General features: G+C 71.6%; 13 protein-coding genes. 8 read left to right on the forward strand and 5 right to left on the reverse strand.

Annotated features, from left to right (window positions below):
* Positions 1-3 precede the first annotated feature (3 nt).
* Positions 4-903, reverse strand: a complete 900-nt coding sequence (locus E6G06_09490) for a glycosyltransferase (protein ID TML91676.1) — start codon at positions 901-903, stop codon at positions 4-6.
* 170 nt (positions 904-1,073) lie between these two features.
* Between E6G06_09490 and E6G06_09495 the strand changes: the two genes are divergently transcribed.
* The 4 genes from E6G06_09495 (at position 1,074) to E6G06_09510 (ending at position 5,549) form a co-directional block, all read left to right on the forward strand.
* Positions 1,074-1,313 carry a hypothetical protein gene (locus E6G06_09495; protein ID TML91677.1) on the forward strand — a complete coding sequence of 80 codons (240 nt, stop codon included), beginning with the start codon at positions 1,074-1,076 and terminating at the stop codon, positions 1,311-1,313.
* Positions 1,314-1,605: 292 nt separating this feature from the next.
* Entirely contained in the window at positions 1,606-2,259 is a 654-nt protein-coding gene (locus E6G06_09500) for a transcriptional regulator (GenBank protein TML91678.1), read from the forward strand.
* A 1,088-nt stretch (positions 2,260-3,347) separates the two neighbouring features.
* A complete protein-coding gene (locus E6G06_09505; protein TML91716.1) occupies positions 3,348-4,367 on the forward strand; it encodes a nuclear transport factor 2 family protein in 1,020 nt (339 codons plus the stop codon).
* Positions 4,368-4,394: 27 nt separating this feature from the next.
* Positions 4,395-5,549, forward strand: a complete 1,155-nt coding sequence (locus E6G06_09510) for a beta-lactamase family protein (protein TML91679.1) — start codon at positions 4,395-4,397, stop codon at positions 5,547-5,549.
* A 248-nt stretch (positions 5,550-5,797) separates the two neighbouring features.
* On the opposite strand, the gene E6G06_09515 is transcribed toward E6G06_09510, so the two are convergent.
* Positions 5,798-5,992 carry a ferredoxin gene (locus E6G06_09515; protein ID TML91680.1) on the reverse strand — a complete coding sequence of 65 codons (195 nt, stop codon included), beginning with the start codon at positions 5,990-5,992 and terminating at the stop codon, positions 5,798-5,800.
* A gap of 36 nt (positions 5,993-6,028) precedes the next feature.
* Between E6G06_09515 and E6G06_09520 the strand changes: the two genes are divergently transcribed.
* Both E6G06_09520 and E6G06_09525 read left to right on the forward strand, forming a co-directional pair.
* The gene (locus E6G06_09520) at positions 6,029-6,670 is read left to right on the forward strand and encodes a TetR/AcrR family transcriptional regulator (protein TML91681.1); all 642 of its coding nucleotides are present in this window, start codon (positions 6,029-6,031) and stop codon (positions 6,668-6,670) included.
* A 2-nt stretch (positions 6,671-6,672) separates the two neighbouring features.
* The gene (locus tag E6G06_09525) at positions 6,673-7,974 is read left to right on the forward strand and encodes a hypothetical protein (protein ID TML91682.1); all 1,302 of its coding nucleotides are present in this window, start codon (positions 6,673-6,675) and stop codon (positions 7,972-7,974) included.
* Here E6G06_09525 and E6G06_09530 read toward each other — a convergent pair.
* Positions 7,960-8,865: a TIGR03619 family F420-dependent LLM class oxidoreductase gene (locus E6G06_09530; GenBank protein TML91683.1), complete on the reverse strand. Its 906-nt coding sequence runs from the start codon at positions 8,863-8,865 to the stop codon at positions 7,960-7,962. The two genes, E6G06_09525 and E6G06_09530, sit on opposite strands and share 15 nt — an antisense overlap.
* 2,384 nt (positions 8,866-11,249) lie before the next feature.
* Between E6G06_09530 and E6G06_09535 the strand changes: the two genes are divergently transcribed.
* The gene (locus tag E6G06_09535; GenBank protein TML91684.1) at positions 11,250-13,118 is read left to right on the forward strand and encodes a glycosyltransferase; all 1,869 of its coding nucleotides are present in this window, start codon (positions 11,250-11,252) and stop codon (positions 13,116-13,118) included.
* On the opposite strand, the gene E6G06_09540 is transcribed toward E6G06_09535, so the two are convergent.
* Positions 12,967-15,534 carry a glycosyltransferase family 39 protein gene (locus tag E6G06_09540; protein TML91717.1) on the reverse strand — a complete coding sequence of 856 codons (2,568 nt, stop codon included), beginning with the start codon at positions 15,532-15,534 and terminating at the stop codon, positions 12,967-12,969. The genes E6G06_09535 and E6G06_09540 overlap by 152 nt on opposite strands.
* Entirely contained in the window at positions 14,355-16,238 is a 1,884-nt protein-coding gene (locus E6G06_09545; protein TML91685.1) for a hypothetical protein, read from the reverse strand. Before E6G06_09545 ends, E6G06_09540 begins: the two co-directional genes overlap by 1,180 nt.
* Here E6G06_09545 and E6G06_09550 point away from each other — a divergent pair.
* Positions 16,219-17,739 (forward strand): hypothetical protein, encoded by a 1,521-nt coding sequence (locus E6G06_09550; protein TML91686.1) that lies wholly within the window; start codon positions 16,219-16,221, stop codon positions 17,737-17,739. The genes E6G06_09545 and E6G06_09550 overlap by 20 nt on opposite strands.
* The last annotated feature ends 5 nt before the right edge of the window (positions 17,740-17,744 follow it).

Below are 17,744 nucleotides of genomic sequence, written 5' to 3' on the forward strand. Positions count from 1 at the left end.
CGATCATCGGATGGGAGCGGCGATTCCTTGACCCGGAGCGCTCAGCAGCTCGGGCGGTGGAGGGCCGAGGCGGCGGCGGAGGAAGTCGAGCAACGCCCGCCGCCGGGCGGGCCACGAGAAGAACGGGCCCCGCGCCGCGGGGTGGAGCCCCAGACGGGTCGTGTTGACGAGGGCGAAGCAGATGCGGATGAAGGCCGGGTAGCGCCCGAAGTGCTCGCGGACGAGCAGGAGTGAGTTCCGCAGCATGAGGTACTCGGCCACCTCGGAGCGGACGCTCACGCTCGGGTTGCGCACGATGGCCCCCCACACCACGCCCACCTCCCATCCCGCGGCCGTCGCCCGCAGACCGAGGTCGGCCTCCTCGCAGTACGCGAAATAGCGCTCGTCGAACAGCCCGATGTCCTCCAGGCACCCCCGTCGGGCGAGGAGGAGGGTGCCGTGCGGATGGCCGGCGTCCTCCCAGCCCTCGTCTCGACGCCGGTCGACGAGGATCCCCCCGAAGTAGCGGTCGACCACGGGCTTGCCCGGCTCGCCGAACTCGGCGCTCGCCAGTCCCGCCCGGGGGCGCTCGGCGACGGCGTCGAGGAGGCGCCGAAGGCAATCCGGCTCGGGGAGCGCGTCGTGGGGGGCGACGACCACCCACTCGCCCCAGCCCCGTTCCAACCAGCGCCGCACGCCGACGTTGGCCGCGCCACCGAACCCGACGTTGCGGCCGACGCGCACGACCTCCGCCGCGGGCAGACCCGCGGCCACCGCGGCCACCGCAGCGGGAGCCGAGCCGTTGTCGACCACGATGAGGCGCGCGTCCACGCCTCGCTGGGCGGCGAACGCGCGACCGGTGCGGACGCAGCGCTCGGCCTGGTCCCAGTGGACGATCACGACGGTGACCGGCGTGTCGGGCATTGCCGTCCCTTCCAGCCCTTCTCTCTGCGCGTTTCGTTCCGGGTGCTCCGTTGGCGCAGGACCCTACTCGTGCGCTCGCGTTTTCGATCTCACGTCACGGGGTAGAGCCTTCGTCACGTTCCGTAGTCAAATCAGCCGGGTCGCGCGGGCCCGAGGAGGTTCGGCAACACATGAGCATCGGCACGAGCATCTTCCTGATCGCCGTCGGCGCGATCCTCGAGTTCGCAGTCACCGTCGACAACCCCAAGGGATTCGATCTCAACACGATCGGCGTCATCCTGATGGTCGTGGGTGCGATCGGGCTCTTCCTCTCCCTGCTCTGGGCGCGCCGCACCACCACCACGACTGCCACCCCCATCGTCACTTCCCCCCGTCGCGAGGCCGTGGTGCACGAACGCGACGTCATCTGATCGCTCCCGCCACCCAGGAAAGAGAGCCAGGGCGCCATCGTCGGTGCCCGCCCTTTCTCGTTCTGCGCACGCGCCATCCGAGGATGCTTCCCTTGCTGAGGTCGACGGTTTAGAGTCACCCCAGCCTGGCGGGGCGATCGAACGGCCTCGCATCTGCAGCAGCGTTGACTCCAGCAGCGTTTATCTGTCCGCCTCGACAAGGCTGGTCAGTGCTTCACATGCGTGCCCACCATACGATTGACGCCACAGCAGCACAGCGGCAACCCTTCGTGGTCACCGTTCGCGCCCTTCGTTGCCTCATTGGTGTCGCCCCCAAGGTCCGCCGGTGACCGATACCGACGCCGACGCCGTCCCTCCGTCATACGCCAAGCGCCTCGGTGAGCACCTGCGTGCCGTGCGTGAGGGAAAGGGGCTCTCGCTCTCCGCCGTCGCGCGTGCTTCGGACCGCGAGTTCAAGGCCGCCGCGCTCGGCAACTACGAGCGCGGCGAGCGCGCCATCTCCGTTCCCCGACTGGCCCGTCTCGCGCGCATCTACGGCGTGCCCGTCGATGCCCTCTTGCCCGACATCGACTCACCCGACGCCGCGTCGGAGCACGCGTTCGCGCCGCGGCCCGGCTCCGCGGGCGCCGGTGTCGACAGCGGCGACAACGTCACCATCGACCTGACCCAGCTCGAGCGGGTGTCCGAGCCCGAGGCCGAGCTGCTGTCCCGCTACCTGCGCATGATCGAGTCGCAGCGACACGACTTCAACGGGCGGATGCTCACGATCCGACGCGACGATGTGCGCGCCATCGGCTACATCTGCGGCCAGGGCGCACGTCAGCTCGTCCGACGCCTCGACCAGCTCCACCTGCTCCTGGGACGCGAGCGCGTCACCAGCGAGCCGACCACGACCAGCACGACATGGTCGTCGTCGGAGCCGGAGCGACAGCCGCAGCCGAACTGAACCTGGGCGTACCGGGCGAGCCGAACCGGCGGCTGCGTTCGACCGTGCTCGCGCATTAGCCTAACGTTGCCCCTCCGAGAGGGGTGCCATTGCGGGGAAACGCCACGAACCGACCGCGGACGCCGCGACAGTCGTGCACGGGACGCGACACGTGACCACGGGGGGCCCGGGCGCGTTCCTCGGCACCCGCCTGAGCGCCCACCCGATCGGCGGAGTCGACGAGCTCCGCGACCTCGTCGACCAGCGGCTCAACGGTGCGCAGGCGCGGGTGGCCCGAGCCGAGGCCGAGCTGGCCCGACAGCTCCTCAGCGACCTCGAAGGTCACGACGACGCCGCCGACGCCGCGCTCATCGAGCAGGCCGCGGCGATTCGCCTCGCGGTGGCCCTGCCCCTCGACGCCGAGCTGCGCGTCGGCCGCTTGCGGCAGCAGACCCAGGAGCTGCGCGCCTCGTCGTCGCTCCGGGCCGAGGCGGACGGGACCGTGGCCGAGGCGGAGCGGCGACTCCAGCGCCTGGCGCCCGGCGTCCCCCTCAACGTCGATGCCGAGCTGCTGCGGGAGGCGAGCCACGACATCGCCATGGCCGAGGCGGCCGCGCAGGCGGCCCAGGCCGATCTGGGCACGGCTGCGAAGGCGGTGCGGCCGGAGCAGCGCATCGAGCTGCGTGCCGCGGGCAAGCGCGCCTACCAGGCCGACCTGCGGTACAAGAAGGCGCTCGCGGACACCAAGCCGCTCGTCGCCGCGTCGGTCGCCCTCGTCGTCGTGGCGGCGGCGTCCTTCGCGGCCGGCGCGGCCGGCGCCATCACCCTGCCTGCTGCGGCCGTCCTGAGCGGCGTGCTCGTCGTGCTCGCGCTGGGCGCCCTGTTGCAGCGTCGGTCGGTCGTGCGCCCGGCCCGCCGGACCTGCGTCGAGGCCGAGACCACGGCTCGCGACCTCGGCGAGGATCTCCGGGCGCGGGAGGGCGAGTTCGGCGACTGGGGCGTGCGGGTCATGAAGTCGATGGCCGCGGACGACGCCCTCCGGGCCGCGCTCGAACGATGGGAGGCCGTCGGGGGGCACGAGCTCGACCCCGACCAGGTCGAGCAGCTCGTTGCCGCCGTGGCGTCGCTCCACGAGGCGCGGGCCTGGCGGGGGCGCGCCGCGGACGAGGAGGGTCAGGCCCACGCCAGTTGGTCGGCGACCGCCTCGGCACTCGGCTTCTCCACCGAGCCCGCGCCCGAGCCGGGCGCGATGGTCGAGTTGGCGGAACGGGCGTTGGCGCTGCGCGCGGGAGCAACTGACCGCCTGCACGAGCTCGACCAGGCCGAGCGGCGGCTCGCGGCACGCATGCGGCTGGCCGAGCTGTTACGGGGGCGAACGCTCGCCGAGCTCGAGCACGACGCCAAACGGCTGGCCGCCGAGGCCGGCGACCACGACGCCGGCGACGGCGCCCTGCTCTACATCGACCAGGAAGCGATCGGGCCCGACGAGCGCGTCAACCTCCTGCTCGAGGCTCGCCGCCTGGGGCCCGACGGCCGCTTCGTCGTCGTCACCCGGGATCCTGGCGAATGGAGCGCCGCCCACTCGTCGGTCCGGCGCGCCGCCGGCGACGAGGGCGATCCCGAGCGCGAGCTCGACATCGACCTGCGCGATCGCGCGAGCTCGACGCGGACGACCGACGACGCCCGGCCCTGGTTCGCGAGCTAGGCGGGAGCGACGGGTGGACTGGGAGGCCTGGGCCCGTCGGGCCGAGCGCGCGATCGATGTCGCGGCACGGGGTGACTGGAAGGGACTCTTCGCGCCGGGCGCCACCTTCACCGACCCGGCCACCGCAGGCACGACCGACCTGCGCGCGATCGCGCGCGACACCCGCGGCGCGTTCCCCGACTGGACGCAGGAGATCACCTTCATCCGCGGCGGCGACGACTGGGCCGTGTTCGAGTGGGTCGGGCGAGCCACCTATCTCGGCGGCGAGGGCGACGAGCCGGGCAGCGGCGCCCCGATCGAGATGCGCGGCGCGACGATCGTCGAGGTGGACGCGGACGGGCTCGTCACGCGCTGGCGCGACTACCTCGACCGCAAGGAGCCCGAGCAGCAGATCCGCCGCTTCGCCAGGGCGCAGCGGAGCTGATCGCGCGCTCCCGTCTACGCTCGGCGCATGTTCGATCCCAACGACGTAGCCGACGCCGCCGATCTCGGCATCGACCCGCAGCGCCTGTCCGAGCTCCTCGACCGCGCCGGCCGCGACGTCGATTCCGGGCTGCTCCCCTCGTGCCAGCTGGCGGTCGCCCGCCACGGCCGCCTCGCCGCGTTCCACACCTTCGGCGACGCCACCAACGAGACGCGCTATGTCATCTTCTCCTGCACCAAGGCGCTCGTGGCGGCGGCCGCGTGGATGGTGATGGCCGAAGGCCGGCTCGACCCCGCGGCGAAGGTGGCCGATGTCATCCCCGAGTTCGCGACGAACGGCAAGGACGTCGTCACCATCGAGCAGGTGATGCTCCACACCGCGGGCTTCCCCTACGCGCCCATGGCGCCCGCGCTCTGGAACGACCGGGCCGCCCGCGTCGCTCGTTTCGCCGACTGGCGCCTCAACTGGGAGCCCGGCACCGCGTTCGAGTACCACGCCACGTCGGCCCATTGGGTGCTCGCCGAGCTCATCGATCGCCAGACCGGGCAGGACTATCGCGCGTTCATCCACGAGCGCATCGCCTTGCCCCTCGGCCTGCCCCGCCTCCGCGTCGGTCTCCCGCTCGACGAGCAACGCGACATCGCGCCGCTCGCAACCGTCGGCGAGCCCGCGTCGCCTGACGAGCTCGAAGCCGTCTTCGGGATCCGGGAGATCCCGCTGACAGAGGTCACCGACCACGCGCTGCTCGAGTTCAACTCCCCCGACGCGCGACGCGCGGGTGTGCCAGGGGGCGGGGGCGTGACCCGCGCCGCCGAGCTCGCCCTCTTCTACCAGGGGCTGCTGACCAACCCGGGCAACCTGTGGGACCCGGACGTGCTCGCCGATGCCACCGGCAACGTCCGCAACGTCTTCCCCGATCCCTGGTTCCGCTCGCCGGCCAACCGCACGCTCGGGCTCGTCGTCGCGGGCGACGACGGCTACGCGCACATGCGCATGAACTTCGGCCGCACCGTCTCCGCGCGCGCGTTCGGCCACGCGGGCGCGGGCGGCCAGATCGCGTGGGCCGACCCCGCGTCCGGGCTCTCGTTCTGCTACTTCACCAACGGTCTCGACGCGCACGTGCTCAGGCAGGCACGCCGCGGCCTGGCCCTGTCGAGTCGCGCCGCCGTGCTCTGCTCCTGACCGTTCCCCGCCCCGTCGCGAGCACCGGGCCAACGCGTGCCACGCTGGTGGCGTGGAGTGCAGCGAGTGCGGGCAGCCGATCGAACGCGGGCAGTCCGTCTACGTGAGCCGCGAGGGCTATGCGGCGGCGACCGAGATCCGTCGCGCCCTGGGCTACGTGCTCTGCGAGGACTGCGCGGGCCGGCTACCCGACGGGCCTCGCGGCGCGCACGGGTGAGCGCAGCGACTCGACCGGTTCCGGGCGGGAGTCAGTCCTCCTGGATCGAGATCGCCTGCTTCGGGCACCCGCGCACGGCGGCTTCGACCTTGGCCCGCAGGGCTTCGGGTGGATGCTCGTCGAGCAGGTAGAGGTTGTCGTCGTCGCGCACTTCGAACACCTCGGGCGCGAGACCCATGCAGATGGCGTTGCTCTCGCAGACGTCGTTGTCCACCACGACCTTCATGGCCGCAGCTTAGGCCGCGTCGTACGCTGACAGGTCGTGAGCTCCTCCGACCTGGTGTCGATCGACGGCCGACGCCTCGGTCGCCGGGCCCAGCTCACGCGCCGGCGCCTGCTCGACGCCACCGCGGAGCTCCTCGAGACGACGAGCATCCTGGACCTCGCGGTGGTCGACATCGCCCGACGCGTCGGCTCCTCGCCCGCCACCTTCTACCAGTACTTCCGCGACGTGGAGGAGGCGGTTCTCGCGCTCTCCGAGGAGGTGGGCGACGAGCTCCACGAGCTCGCGGGGCTGCTCGACGTGCCGTGGCGGGGTGCCGCCGGCCTCGATGCCGCCCGGTCGCTGGTCGACGGGTTCATCGACTACTGGGACCGTCACCGGGCCGTGCTGCGCACCCGGAACCTGGCCGCCCAGGAGGGTGATCGCCGGTTCCGGCTGGTGCGCAACCGGGCCCTCGGTGTCATCACCAACCGGCTGAGCGACAAGATCGCCGAAGCCAGGGCGGCGGGCCGGGTGTCCGACGGCATCACCCCGTACGCGGCCGCGGGCGCGCTCGTCGCGATGATGGAGCGGATGGCCGCCTATCACTTCGAGTTCGAGGGCCGGGGCGTGAGCCGCGACGCCATGGTCGAGACGATGGCGCACATCGTCCACCAGACCGTGACCGGCCGCCGCGCCTGACGTTGCCCACCGTCGCCGACGTTCTCGGCCGGGCGCTGCGCGACGCGGGTGTGAGGCGCGTGTTCGGCCAGCCGATCGCCGGTGTACCGAGCGTCGACGTGCTCGACGACTCGCTCGCGACGTTGCTGGCCGACGCCGCGGGCCATCTCGGCCCCGCGCCCGGCGCCGCCTTTCTCACCGACCGGCGGCTGCGCGTCTCGTCGCGTCCCGGCGGACGCGCGATCCCTGTCGCGGTCACCGACCCGGTCGACCTCGTCGGTGCGGTCGCCGAGGCGTGCGCGGTCGCGGCCGGGCCCGTGCCGGCAACGGTCGAGCTCGCGCTCGAGCTCGACCTCGACACACCTGTCGACCTCTCGCTCGCGACGGGCCGGACGACCGCAGGCGACGACGTAGGCGAGCCTCCCGCAGGGCCCGGGCCGGCCGCGTCGGTGGCGGTGCTCGCCGGCCCCGGCGTGGTCCGCACGGGCAGGCTCGACGGCGTACGCGCCTTCGCGGCCGCGGGCGGCCTCGGCGTGGCCAACACCTGGGGCGCGAAGGGGATGTTCGCGTGGGACAGCGCACACCACCTCGGGACCTGCGGTCTCCAAGCCGACGACTTCGCCCTGTTGGGCTTCGCCGACGTCGACCTGCTCGTCGTCACCGGCCTCGACCCCGACGAGGCCCCTGAGACGCGCTGGGGGCTCGCACCGTACGTCGTCGTCGCACCCGAGCACCTCGGTGCGCTCGCGCCCTCCTGGATCGGAGCGGCCGTCACCGGCCCGCCCAACCGGCTCTACCCCGAGCTGGCGGCCGTCGTCCGGCGACTGTCGCCCGCCGCCCGCGTCCCCCTGTCTCCCGCCCGGGCGGTCGCCGACCTCCGCGCCGAGCTCCCTCCCGGCGGCGTGATCGCCGCCGACCCCGGCCTCGCGGGCTTCTGGATCGCGCGCACGTTCCCGACGACCGAGCCGCGCAGCATCGGCGTCCCCGCCACCGTGGCTCCGGGCTACGCGGCCGCGGCCGCACTCGTCGCCCGACTCGACGATCGTCCGGCCATGGCGGTGACGACGTCGCCCGTCGACGCGATGACCGGGCGCGTGCTCGACCTGGCCGCACGCCTCGAGGTCGGCTTCCTTCTCGAGCTGTGGGCCGGCGAGGGTGCGCTGGCGAGCGCCGACGAGCATCGCGTCGACGTGCGGACGGCCCTCGATCACAACCGCGTGACGCGGCTCACCGTCCCCGTCGACGCGTCGCACACCGACGAGCTCCTCGCGGTTGCAGGTGAGGTGGTCGCGTGGGGCGGGCTCGCGCGGTCAGCCCACACCTGACGCCCGGCTGAGCGCGTCGAAGAACGCGGCCACGTCGTCGGCCGCGCGCACGAAGCGGCCGAGCGCGATCGACACACCCGTGACGCCCAGGTCCACCAGCTCGGCCGCCGCGTCGAGCGTGCGCTCCACGTCGGGCCGACCGTCGGGGCCCTTGACGCCCGCGAGCCCGGCGCGCACACCGACCGCGCCGGGGTCGCGACCGGCCCGCTCGCATTCCCGGGCCAGGAGCGCGATCCCTGAGGCCACCTCGTCGACCGGCGTGCCCGCGATGGGCAGCCAGCCGTCGCCCAGGGTGGCGATACGGCGAGCCGTGCGCTCCGTCGCGCCTCCGCCGAACCACACCGGTATCCCGCCGGCCTGCGCCGGCGCGGGTCGGCACCAGATGTCCGCGAACGACACGGTCGGCGAGGTGAACGACGCGGGCGCGTCACGCCACAGCACCCGGCAGGCGGCCACCGTGTCGTCGAGCCGCTGCTCGCGATCGGCCCATCCCATGTCGCTGGCCCAGAACTCCTCTCGCTGCCAGCCCGAGCCCACCCCAAGGTCGAGACGCCCACCCGAGAGCACGTCGAGCGTGGCCGCCGTCTTCGCGAGCAGCACCGCAGGTCGGAGCGGAGCGATGAGGATGCCGGTGCTCAGACGCACGCGCGTGGTCACGCCGGCCATGGCGGCGAGCACGACGAGCGGCTCGGGCCACGGCTCCTCCGGCGGGTACGGGAAGGTGCCGAACGGATAGCGGTCGGTGCGACTTCCCATCACGACGTGATCGGGCACCACGATCCGGTCGACACCCGCGTCGTCGGCCGCGCGCGCGAGGTCGAGCACCCCGCGGGAGTCGGGGCCGTAGATGCGCCCCACCCCGGACAGCGTCAAGGAGACCGTCGCGCTCACGCCGGCTCAATGTAGTGAGTCGGGCCGGTGCGGTCGCGGGCAGCCGCGCGCTCGTCAACAGCATCGCGGCCACCTCCGAGAATCCAATCGGTCCGGGTTAGCATTACCCCGGTGGGTGTTCTTCGCGCGAGGTATTCGACCGGAGCGGGTCACTCGTCGCCTTCGGGCTCTCGATACGCCCGACATACGTCCCGCTGAACAGGCACAGCCTTCTCACCGCCCGCTTACAGGCGGTATCTCGCGGCCCCATCCGTTGTCGGGTTTCGAAGTACGTTGGCCCGTAAGATTTGGTCGTGCATCCTGGGAGCCGCTGCGATCGCTGTCGTTGCCTTGGGAGGAGTGGAACCGGCTGTGATCTCTCCACGGTCGATGGCGAATACCGGCCCCTCGTCGTTCGTTACATTCGCTCGCATCTCTCGCGGCTTCCATTCGTGGTGTTCGCCCGCGAGGGGCGCACATGGGGTTTCTTTCGCCCTCACCAGCAACTGACCTTGGACCGAGGGGAGTGCTTCTGTGATGAAGGCCTCTCGCTTGTCGGATTGGTCGCCTACTTCGGGATCGTGGCTGTCTGTCGCGGGAGCGGTCTCGCTGCGGAGGCGCGGAACTTCGCTCTTCCCGCTGGTCATCCTGATCGCGAACGTGCTGAGATCGCGTTGGTCTTGGTGGCGTCGGTGGCGCTGAACCGAGCGCTGACGTCTGGGGCCGACGGCTTTCGCCGCCGCGCGCGTCCGGGCCCTGCTCGATCAACCCAGCCTGGTCGGCTTCACTTGCCGTCGTGAGCATCGCGGCGCCCGAACTCGTTCGATCGCAGCCCGCGCGCCGCCTCGCGGCGGGCTGGGCGCAATCGGCCGTGCTCGCGACCCCGCTCGTCGTCCTCGCCGCCCTGGCGTGGTCGCGGCGCTGGATGTCGGACGACGGCTTCATCCATTTGCGGGTCGTCCACCAGATCCTGGCCGGCCATGGGCCAGTCTTCAACGTCGGCCAGCGGGTGGAGGCATCGTCGAGCCCGTTGTGGGTGTTCACCCTCACGCTCGCCGATCTCGTGATCCCGCTACGCCTCGAATGGATCGCTGTCCTCCTCGGCATCGCGCTCACCTTGACGGGCGTGTGCCTGGCGATGGCGGGTGCCCGCTCGCTTTTTTCCCAGACGGGCGAGAGGCAGTTGTTCGTGCCGGTCGGCGCAGCGGTCCTCGTCGCCGTCTCCCCGGTATGGACGTTCTCGTCGAGCGGGCTCGAGGGCGGGCTGGCCTACGCCTGGCTCGGCTTCTGCTTTTGGGTGCTCGCCCGGTGGGCACGGACGTCGCGGCCGATCGGCACCGCGGCGGCGGTCGTGCTCGGCGTCGGCGCGCTGATCCGGCCCGAGCTCGCGGTGTTCACGCTGCTGTTCGCCGCCGTCGTTCTCCTCGGAGGCGGCCACGACCGACCCGCCGCGCGCTTGCGAACACTCGCGGCGATGGCCGCTGTGCCTCTCGCGTATCAGATCTTCCGCATGGGTTACTACGGGGCGCTGGCACCGCAACCCGCTGTCGCGAAGGAGGCTTCGCGTGCCTGGTGGAGCGCGGGGTGGACCTACCTGCGCGCGTTCGCCGACCCGTACTGGCTCTGGGTGCCGCTGGTGGTCCTCCTCGCGGGCGCCTACCTGCCGCAGTTCCGCGCTTTGCGACAGGCGCAGCGGTGGCGGGCCCTGCTGGTCGTCGGCGGCTTCGCCGTCGGCGCCATCGTCGACGCCGTCTACATCGTCCGCGTGGGCGGCGACTTCATGTACGCGCGCCTGCTGTTGCCGGCGCTGTTCGCATTCGTCGCACCCGTCGCCGTCGTTCCCTTGCGCACGCGGTACCTCGGGGCGACGCTGGTGCTTCCGTGGGTTGTTGCGAGTCTGTTCTTCCTGCGGTCACCCGCCGACAACCGGGGCGAGTTCGCGACCGGGCGGCACAACCTCGTCACCGTCGAAGACTTCGGCTTGGGTGAGGGACAGCCGCAGCGACGGTGGTTCACCGGCGACGGCGTCTACTTCCAGACCACTCGCCTCGACGCCCCGCCCGCCCCGGGGGAGCGCACGCCGGCGGTCGCGTTCTACGGCATCGGGATCACCGGCTACGCGCTCGGCACCAACGTGTACATCCTCGACCTGTTAGGACTGGCCGACCCTTTCACCGCGCATTTGCAGCTGGCGCGACGCGGGTTGATCGCCCACGAGAAGCCACTGCCTGCCCCGTGGATCGCAGCCCGGTTGCTGGCGCCGGGCGCCAACGTCGACGAGGGCGAGTTTCCCCTCCCAACCGGTTTCGGCGCGCAGCGGATCGACGCACCCGCCGGCGTGCCGTTCGACGAGCGGGTGAACCGGGCGCGCGCCGCGCTGCTCTGCCCCACGCTGAGACGCTTCGATGCCTCCTACACCGCTCCCCTCACCGCTCACCGCTTCGCCGACAACCTCTGGCACGCGGTCTCGTACTGGCGGCTCCGCATCCCGCCCGAGCCCGCCGACGCGTACGACCGCTTCTGCCGAAGCTAGTCAGGATGGACGGCCGGCTCGGTCCGCATCTACGTGGATCATCCACCATTGCGGGCGGAGCCGCGGATGGGTGGGATCACGCGGCCAACGTGAGCTTCGTGATCGTCGAGCGACCGTTCCTGCGGCTCGCGGGACGACCACCGGTCGACCGCTAGAGTCGCCGCCTGTGCTCGACGAGAGCCTCACGCTCGTGGTACCGCTGTACAACGAGGCCGCGCGCTTCGACTCGTTCGCCCCCGAGATCGCCGCGTTCGTGGCCGGCCAGCCCGAAGGCAGCGAGTTGGTCTTCGTGGACGACGGCAGTGCCGACGAGACGGCCGCGCTGGTCGAGAAGTTCCTCGCGTCCTCGCCTCCATGCCGAGCCCGTCTCATCCGTCGATCCCATTTCGGCAAAGGCGCGGCGCTCCAGGCCGCCCTCTCCGCCGCGACCACACCGGTCGCCGGCTTCTGCGATCTCGACCTCTCCACGCCCCTCCCCGACTTCGGGCGCATCACCGACGCTGCCCGGCAGGCCCCCATCGTCGCCATCGGGTCGCGTGACCTGGCGGCGTCGCACATCACCCAGCAGGAAGGAGCGGTGCGCGAGTTCCTCGGCCGCGCCTTCAACCGGGCGGTGCAGCTCATGGTCGCGCCCGGCATCGTCGACACGCAATGCGGGGCGAAGGTGGCGCAGACCGACCTGTGGCGCCAGATCCTTCCTCATTGTCGCGAGCGGGGATTCGCGTGGGACGTCGAAGTCGTCGCCGTCGCCAACTCGCTCGACATCCCCGTGCTCGAGATCGCGATCGAGTGGCGGCACGACGAGGGCTCGCAGGTGCGCGTGCTTCGCGACGGCGTTGCCATGGTATGGGCGCTGCCGCGGATCCGGCGCAAGGTCGCCCGGCGCCCCGGCGACCGTCGCCCCTCCGAGCCCAGGCCGGACACAGGCGTGTTCGACGACAGCAATGCCGCCGCCCTGGCGGAGGCCGATGCCGCCCACTGGTGGTTCCGGAGCAAGGCCGCGCTCGTGGCCTGGACCTTGCGACGGTGGGAGCCCGAGCCCGGTCGCCTCATCGACCTGGGTGCCGGCGCCGGCGGGGTCACCGCGATGCTCGGCTGGCCCCACGACCACACGATCCTCGTCGAGGGCAATGCGGAGCTCGCGGGCCGGGCCCTGCACCGTCACGGCCTCACCGTGGTCCGCGCCGACCTGGGCCGCCTACCGCTTGCCCCCGGCAGCGCCTCGGTCGTGTGCCTCCTCGACGTGCTCGAGCACCTCCCTCATCCCGGCGAGGCCCTCGCCGAGGCACGGCGGCTGCTCCGGGCGCGCGGTCACCTCATCGTGAACGTGCCCGGACACCCGCGGCTCTGGAGCGCGGCCGACGACGCGCTCGGCCACGTGCGCCGCTACAGCCGTGCCGCGCTGCGCGCCGAGCTCGAGCGCGAGGGCTTCGACGTCGTGTTCCTCTCGCACGTCTTCAGCTGGCTGGTCCTGCCGGTGTGGGCCCGCCGGCGCCTCACGGGGGCCGACGCCCCACTCGGCCTCGACATCGCTTCACCCGCCCTCGACGCCGCCGCCCTCCTCCTCACCCGACTCGAGCGCGCCGTCGTCACGCGTGCATCGCTTCCGCTGGGGACGTCGGTTCTGTGCGTGGCGACGCCCCGCGGCCCGGCCGGTGTCGAGCCCCCAACGCGGCGGCCGCCGAGATGGCGAGGAAGGGCAGGACGGGCACGTGGTATCGAGGATCACCGAACAGGATGAAGGGGAGCGCGCCCAAGCCCACCATCACAACCGCCACCAAGAGGCGCTTCGGGTGCCGGCGGCGCAGCAACGCGGGCAGGCCGAGCAGGCCGAGCGCCACGACCACGGCGTAGTAGACGTCGGCCGTCGTCTCCAGCACCGGACGGAAGTCCGACTCCCGCAGGGGGTGCGTAGGGTCGGCCGCGATGACGGCCAGCGCGTCGTGGTCGTCTCGGTACGCGAAGTACCCGCGCCAGAACATGAGCCGGGCCTCGTCACCCGGATGCTCGACCACGAACCTCAGGGCCTTGCGCGTGTTGTCGCGGTTGCGCCGCACCTCCCGCTGGTCGGACGGGAGACGGTCGTAGCCCTCGAGGCAGTACTTCGCCGCCACCTCGAAGGACCCGCCGGCACCCGGGTGCCGTGAGTCGCACAGCGCATCGCCGATCCCCGTCGAGAACACCGGTGCCTTCATCACCACCACGTTGCGCACCAGCCACGGGCTCACCACCACGACGACCGCGAGCGTGGCCCAGGCGGTCCGGGCCAGGGCCGCACGAAGGCGCGTGCCACTCAACAGCCACACGAGACACAGCCCGGGGAGCACCAGCAGCGAGAAGGGTCGCACGAGCGCCGACAGCCCGAGCACGAAGCCGAAGACCAGCAGCCGGCGCCGACTCACGTCGCGCCACGGTCCCGAGACGATCACCAGGACCGCGGCGAGGACGAGGAAGTTGAACAACGTCTCCAGATGGGCCTCGGCCGTGTAGTACACGAGGCTCGGGAACACGGCCACGAGCGCAGCCGTGTAGACGGCGACGCGCGAGCCGAACAGATGTCTCGCCACCTCGGCCGCCAACAACACGCTCCCCACGCCCAACGCCACCTGGAAGAAGCCGACCGCGCGCGGCAGGTTGTCGGGCAGCGGCGTGTGGAACACGAGCCAGAAGACGACCGCCAGCGCCGCGGGATAGCCGATGGGATAGAAGGCCGTAGGCGGAAACGTGCCGCTGCGCTCGGGAGGCGTGCGCGTGGTGTACGCGGCGAAGAAGCTCCGGTAACCCTGCCCCCTGGCCAGTTGCGCGCCGTGGTACGTGTACGCGACGGGGTCGCCCATCACCGCCCGCCGTGCGGCCAACACGACCCAACCGACGCGCACGGCGACGGCAACGACGACGATCGCCGCCAACCACAACCGCTCGTTGCGCGTATACGCGCTCCTCCACCAGGCACGGGGCCGTGACACGGCGCTCCCCCTCACAGGTGGGCGCGGGCGACCGGCGCCGGTGACGAGCCGGTGTCCGCGGGCACCGTCGCGCCCGCCTCGACCATCGGGGCCTCTCGGCGCCGGCGCAACCCGACCGCGGTGATGAGAAGGAGCATGGCGAGGAAGGTGACGACGGCGCCCAACCGCCCTGCCGGGGTGAGCCCGTGCGTGACGTGCAGCGCGGTCGCGCCCGGCGGCACGCGCGCCGCGAGGAGACCGCGTGATGAAAAGGTCTGGAGGCGCCCCCGCCCTGCAGCGGTCACCCGGTACACGTCGTAGTACAGGAGCGGGAACACGACCGTGCTGTCCGTGCGCAGGTCGACGTCGACGGCGACGTCGCCGCCGCCGCGATGCCAGCGCACGACTCGACCGTCGCCGCGCACCTGGGGCGCACCGATCAGGTAGGGGCCGATGTCGTAGGGATTCACCTGCTTCGGGAGGTACTCGCCTTCGACGGTGAAGCCCCGGTCGCCACGTGACGGGAGGAGACGCTCGATGTCGCGCTCGTCGACACCGCGGTAGAAGGCAGGCTCGCGCTGGACGGTCGGAACGATGACCGCGACGACGGCTGTGAACGCCAGAGCGCACCCGGTCACCCAGCGCGGAAGCACTCGCGACGCGATCACTATCGCGACGATGGTGGCGGCGAGGAACGCTAGGACGCCGACGAGCCGCCACGGGTACTGGATGTAGCCGAAGGTGCCCGGCAGGAAGCGGAGGAACGTTCGCGGGTTGATCACGAAGGCAAGGTTGAAGAGGTACGCCACGAGCAGGGCGGCGACGAACCAGATCCGCGTCCGCTGCTCGTCGGGCACGCGCCGGCGCCGGGCCCAGCCACGGAACAGGACCGCGGCCGACACCGCGACGAGCGCCAGCATGGCGAGATGGCCGGTACCCAGCACGAACGATCGACCGCAGTAGGTCCGCGGGCAGGCGGTGCCGTTGGGGAGGATGAAGTCCCGGTCGGGGCCGCGCCAGCCGTTGCGCCAGTCGCCGAGGAGCTTGCCGGGCGACACGCGTCCGAGCTGCACGAAGGCCGTGTCGGCGTGGAGCGCAGTGGCGCTCGACGCCCCGACATCGCCGAGCATGCTCTGTTGCGGGACGAGGAACCACGCCGTCAAGCCCAGGGCGAGAACGAACGCGGCAGCCAGCCCGGCCGCGACCCTCCATCCCTCACGCCACACCCCCAACAGCAGCAGGATGCCGTACGGGAAGCCGAAATACAGCGCGGTGGGCAGGTGGGTCAGCACCAGGCCGGCCCACGCGACCGGGAGATACCACGGCGTGCGCCGGTCGGCGATGGCGCGCCAGGTGCCCGCGAGGATCACTGGGAACCACACGAACGACCACGACTCGGCCAGCGCGCCGCGAACGAACACGTCGACGAGCCGATACGGAAACGAGAGGTAGAGCACCGCGGCGACCACCGCCGCCAGCCGGTTGCGCGTCACCACGACGCCCATGAAGTACATCGACCATCCGGACAGCACGGCCGAGAGGAGGAGCGCCAGGTTCACCCCCCGTACGAGATCGCCGGTCACGAACGAGAGCAGCGACGCGACGAGATATGCCAGCGGCGGGTAGAAGGTCGGAAACGCCGAGCCCGCCCCGCGTACCGCACCCGGCAACAGCTGCGGCACCCAGTGGCCGTTGCCGAACTCCTTCAGGTACTCGTGCGTTCGGAAGTAGAGATCGAGACCTTCGTGCGTGATCAGCGGGTCACGCGAGAACAGGGCGGAGTAGAGGAAGCAGGCGACGCCCGCGATGAGCGTCAACAAGAACAGATGTGTCCGCACGGTCACGTCAGGCACCAACGCGAGGCGCCGTCTCCGAGCCACCCCCGCACGGTAGGCGATGCGCCGGGGCCCGCTCACGTCGGTCTGTCACCTCCACGGGACCGGGCTGCCTTATGCTCCGCCGGACCAAAGGCAGAGGAGGCTCGTGCGGAGCAGTTCGCGGTGGAGGGTCGGGGTCGCTCGTCGAGTGGCGTTGGCCGCGAGCCTCGCGCTCGTCGCAGCCGCCTGCTCCAGCGGCGGAACGCGCGGCCCCACGACCGACTGGGCGACGTGGGGCTTCGGCGTCGAGCGTCAAGGCTTCAACCCCCACGAGTCGACGATCGGAGTGAGCAACGTCGACGAGCTGAAGCAGAGGTGGTCGGTCGAACTGGGCGCCAACATCGACACCGCGGCGATGGTCGCCGCGGGCGTGCGCGTCGGGGGGAAGGCGATCGACCTCGCGTACGTCGGCACCGAGCACGGCGTCTTCTACGCCATCGATGTGGCCGACGGGCGGATCGTGTGGAAGAAGCAGTTCGCCACCCAGACCCTCGACTGCTCCGAGTCGCCCGACAACATCTTCGGCATCACCGCCGGCGCCGCCATCGACAGACGCGGGAAGCGTGTGTTCGTGGCGACGGCCGACGGCAAGCTTCACGGGCTCGACCTGGCGAACGGGGCGGAGGTGCGGGGCTGGCCGGTCACGCTCACCGACGACCCGACCCATGAGTTCGTCCTGAGCGCGCCGACGCCGTGGAAGGGGCTGCTCTACGTCGCCACCGCGAGCCATTGCGACATCGGTCCCTACGAAGGCCGGATCTACGGCATCAACATGGTCACGGGGGCCAAGACGCACACCTTCTGGATCACCGGTGAGGGGCCGCCGCTCGGCGGCAGCGTCTGGGGCTGGGGAGGCGTCTCCGTCGACCCGAGGACCGGCGACGTCTTCGCCGCCACAGGAAACGCTCTCGGCCCGGAGAACGCGGGATACGGCAACCATGTCGTCCGCCTCACCGCCGCTCTGACGCCACTCGCGAGCCACGCACCGCCAACCGTCGGTTACGACGACGACTTCGGCTCGACGCCTGTCCTCTTCCAGCACAAGGGGTGCCCGCCCCAGCTGGCGACGATGCGCAAGCACGGTGCGCTCTACCTCTACAACCGCGCCACGATCGCCGGCGGCCCCCAGCAGACCGTCAACGTGTCCGGCACGCCCTACCGGCTCATCGGGGTCCCTGCGTTCTGGCCCGAGCACGACCTCCTCTTCGTGGCCAACCCGACGCCGCCGCCCGACGGCAACTACACGCACGGCATGATCGCGTTCAAGATCGGCGCCAACTGCCGGCTCGAGCTCGCCTGGCAGACGACGGCCGGCCGCAACGACAGCGTCACCTCCGCGCCGACGATCGCCAACGGTGTCGTGTACTACGGCGACGGCTTGGGCAACCAACTTCACGCGTTCGACGCGCGCACGGGCAAGCGCCTCTGGTCGAGCAAGCCGGCCGACGTCCGCGGCGCGCTCTTCGTCGCACCGGTCGTCGTGAACGGCATGGTGCTGGCCGGCGCATGGGACGGCCGCCTGCACGCTTGGACGCGTTAGCCCCG

The organism is Actinomycetota bacterium (genome assembly GCA_005888325.1).
GTDB lineage: Bacteria > Actinomycetota > Acidimicrobiia > Acidimicrobiales > AC-14 > AC-14.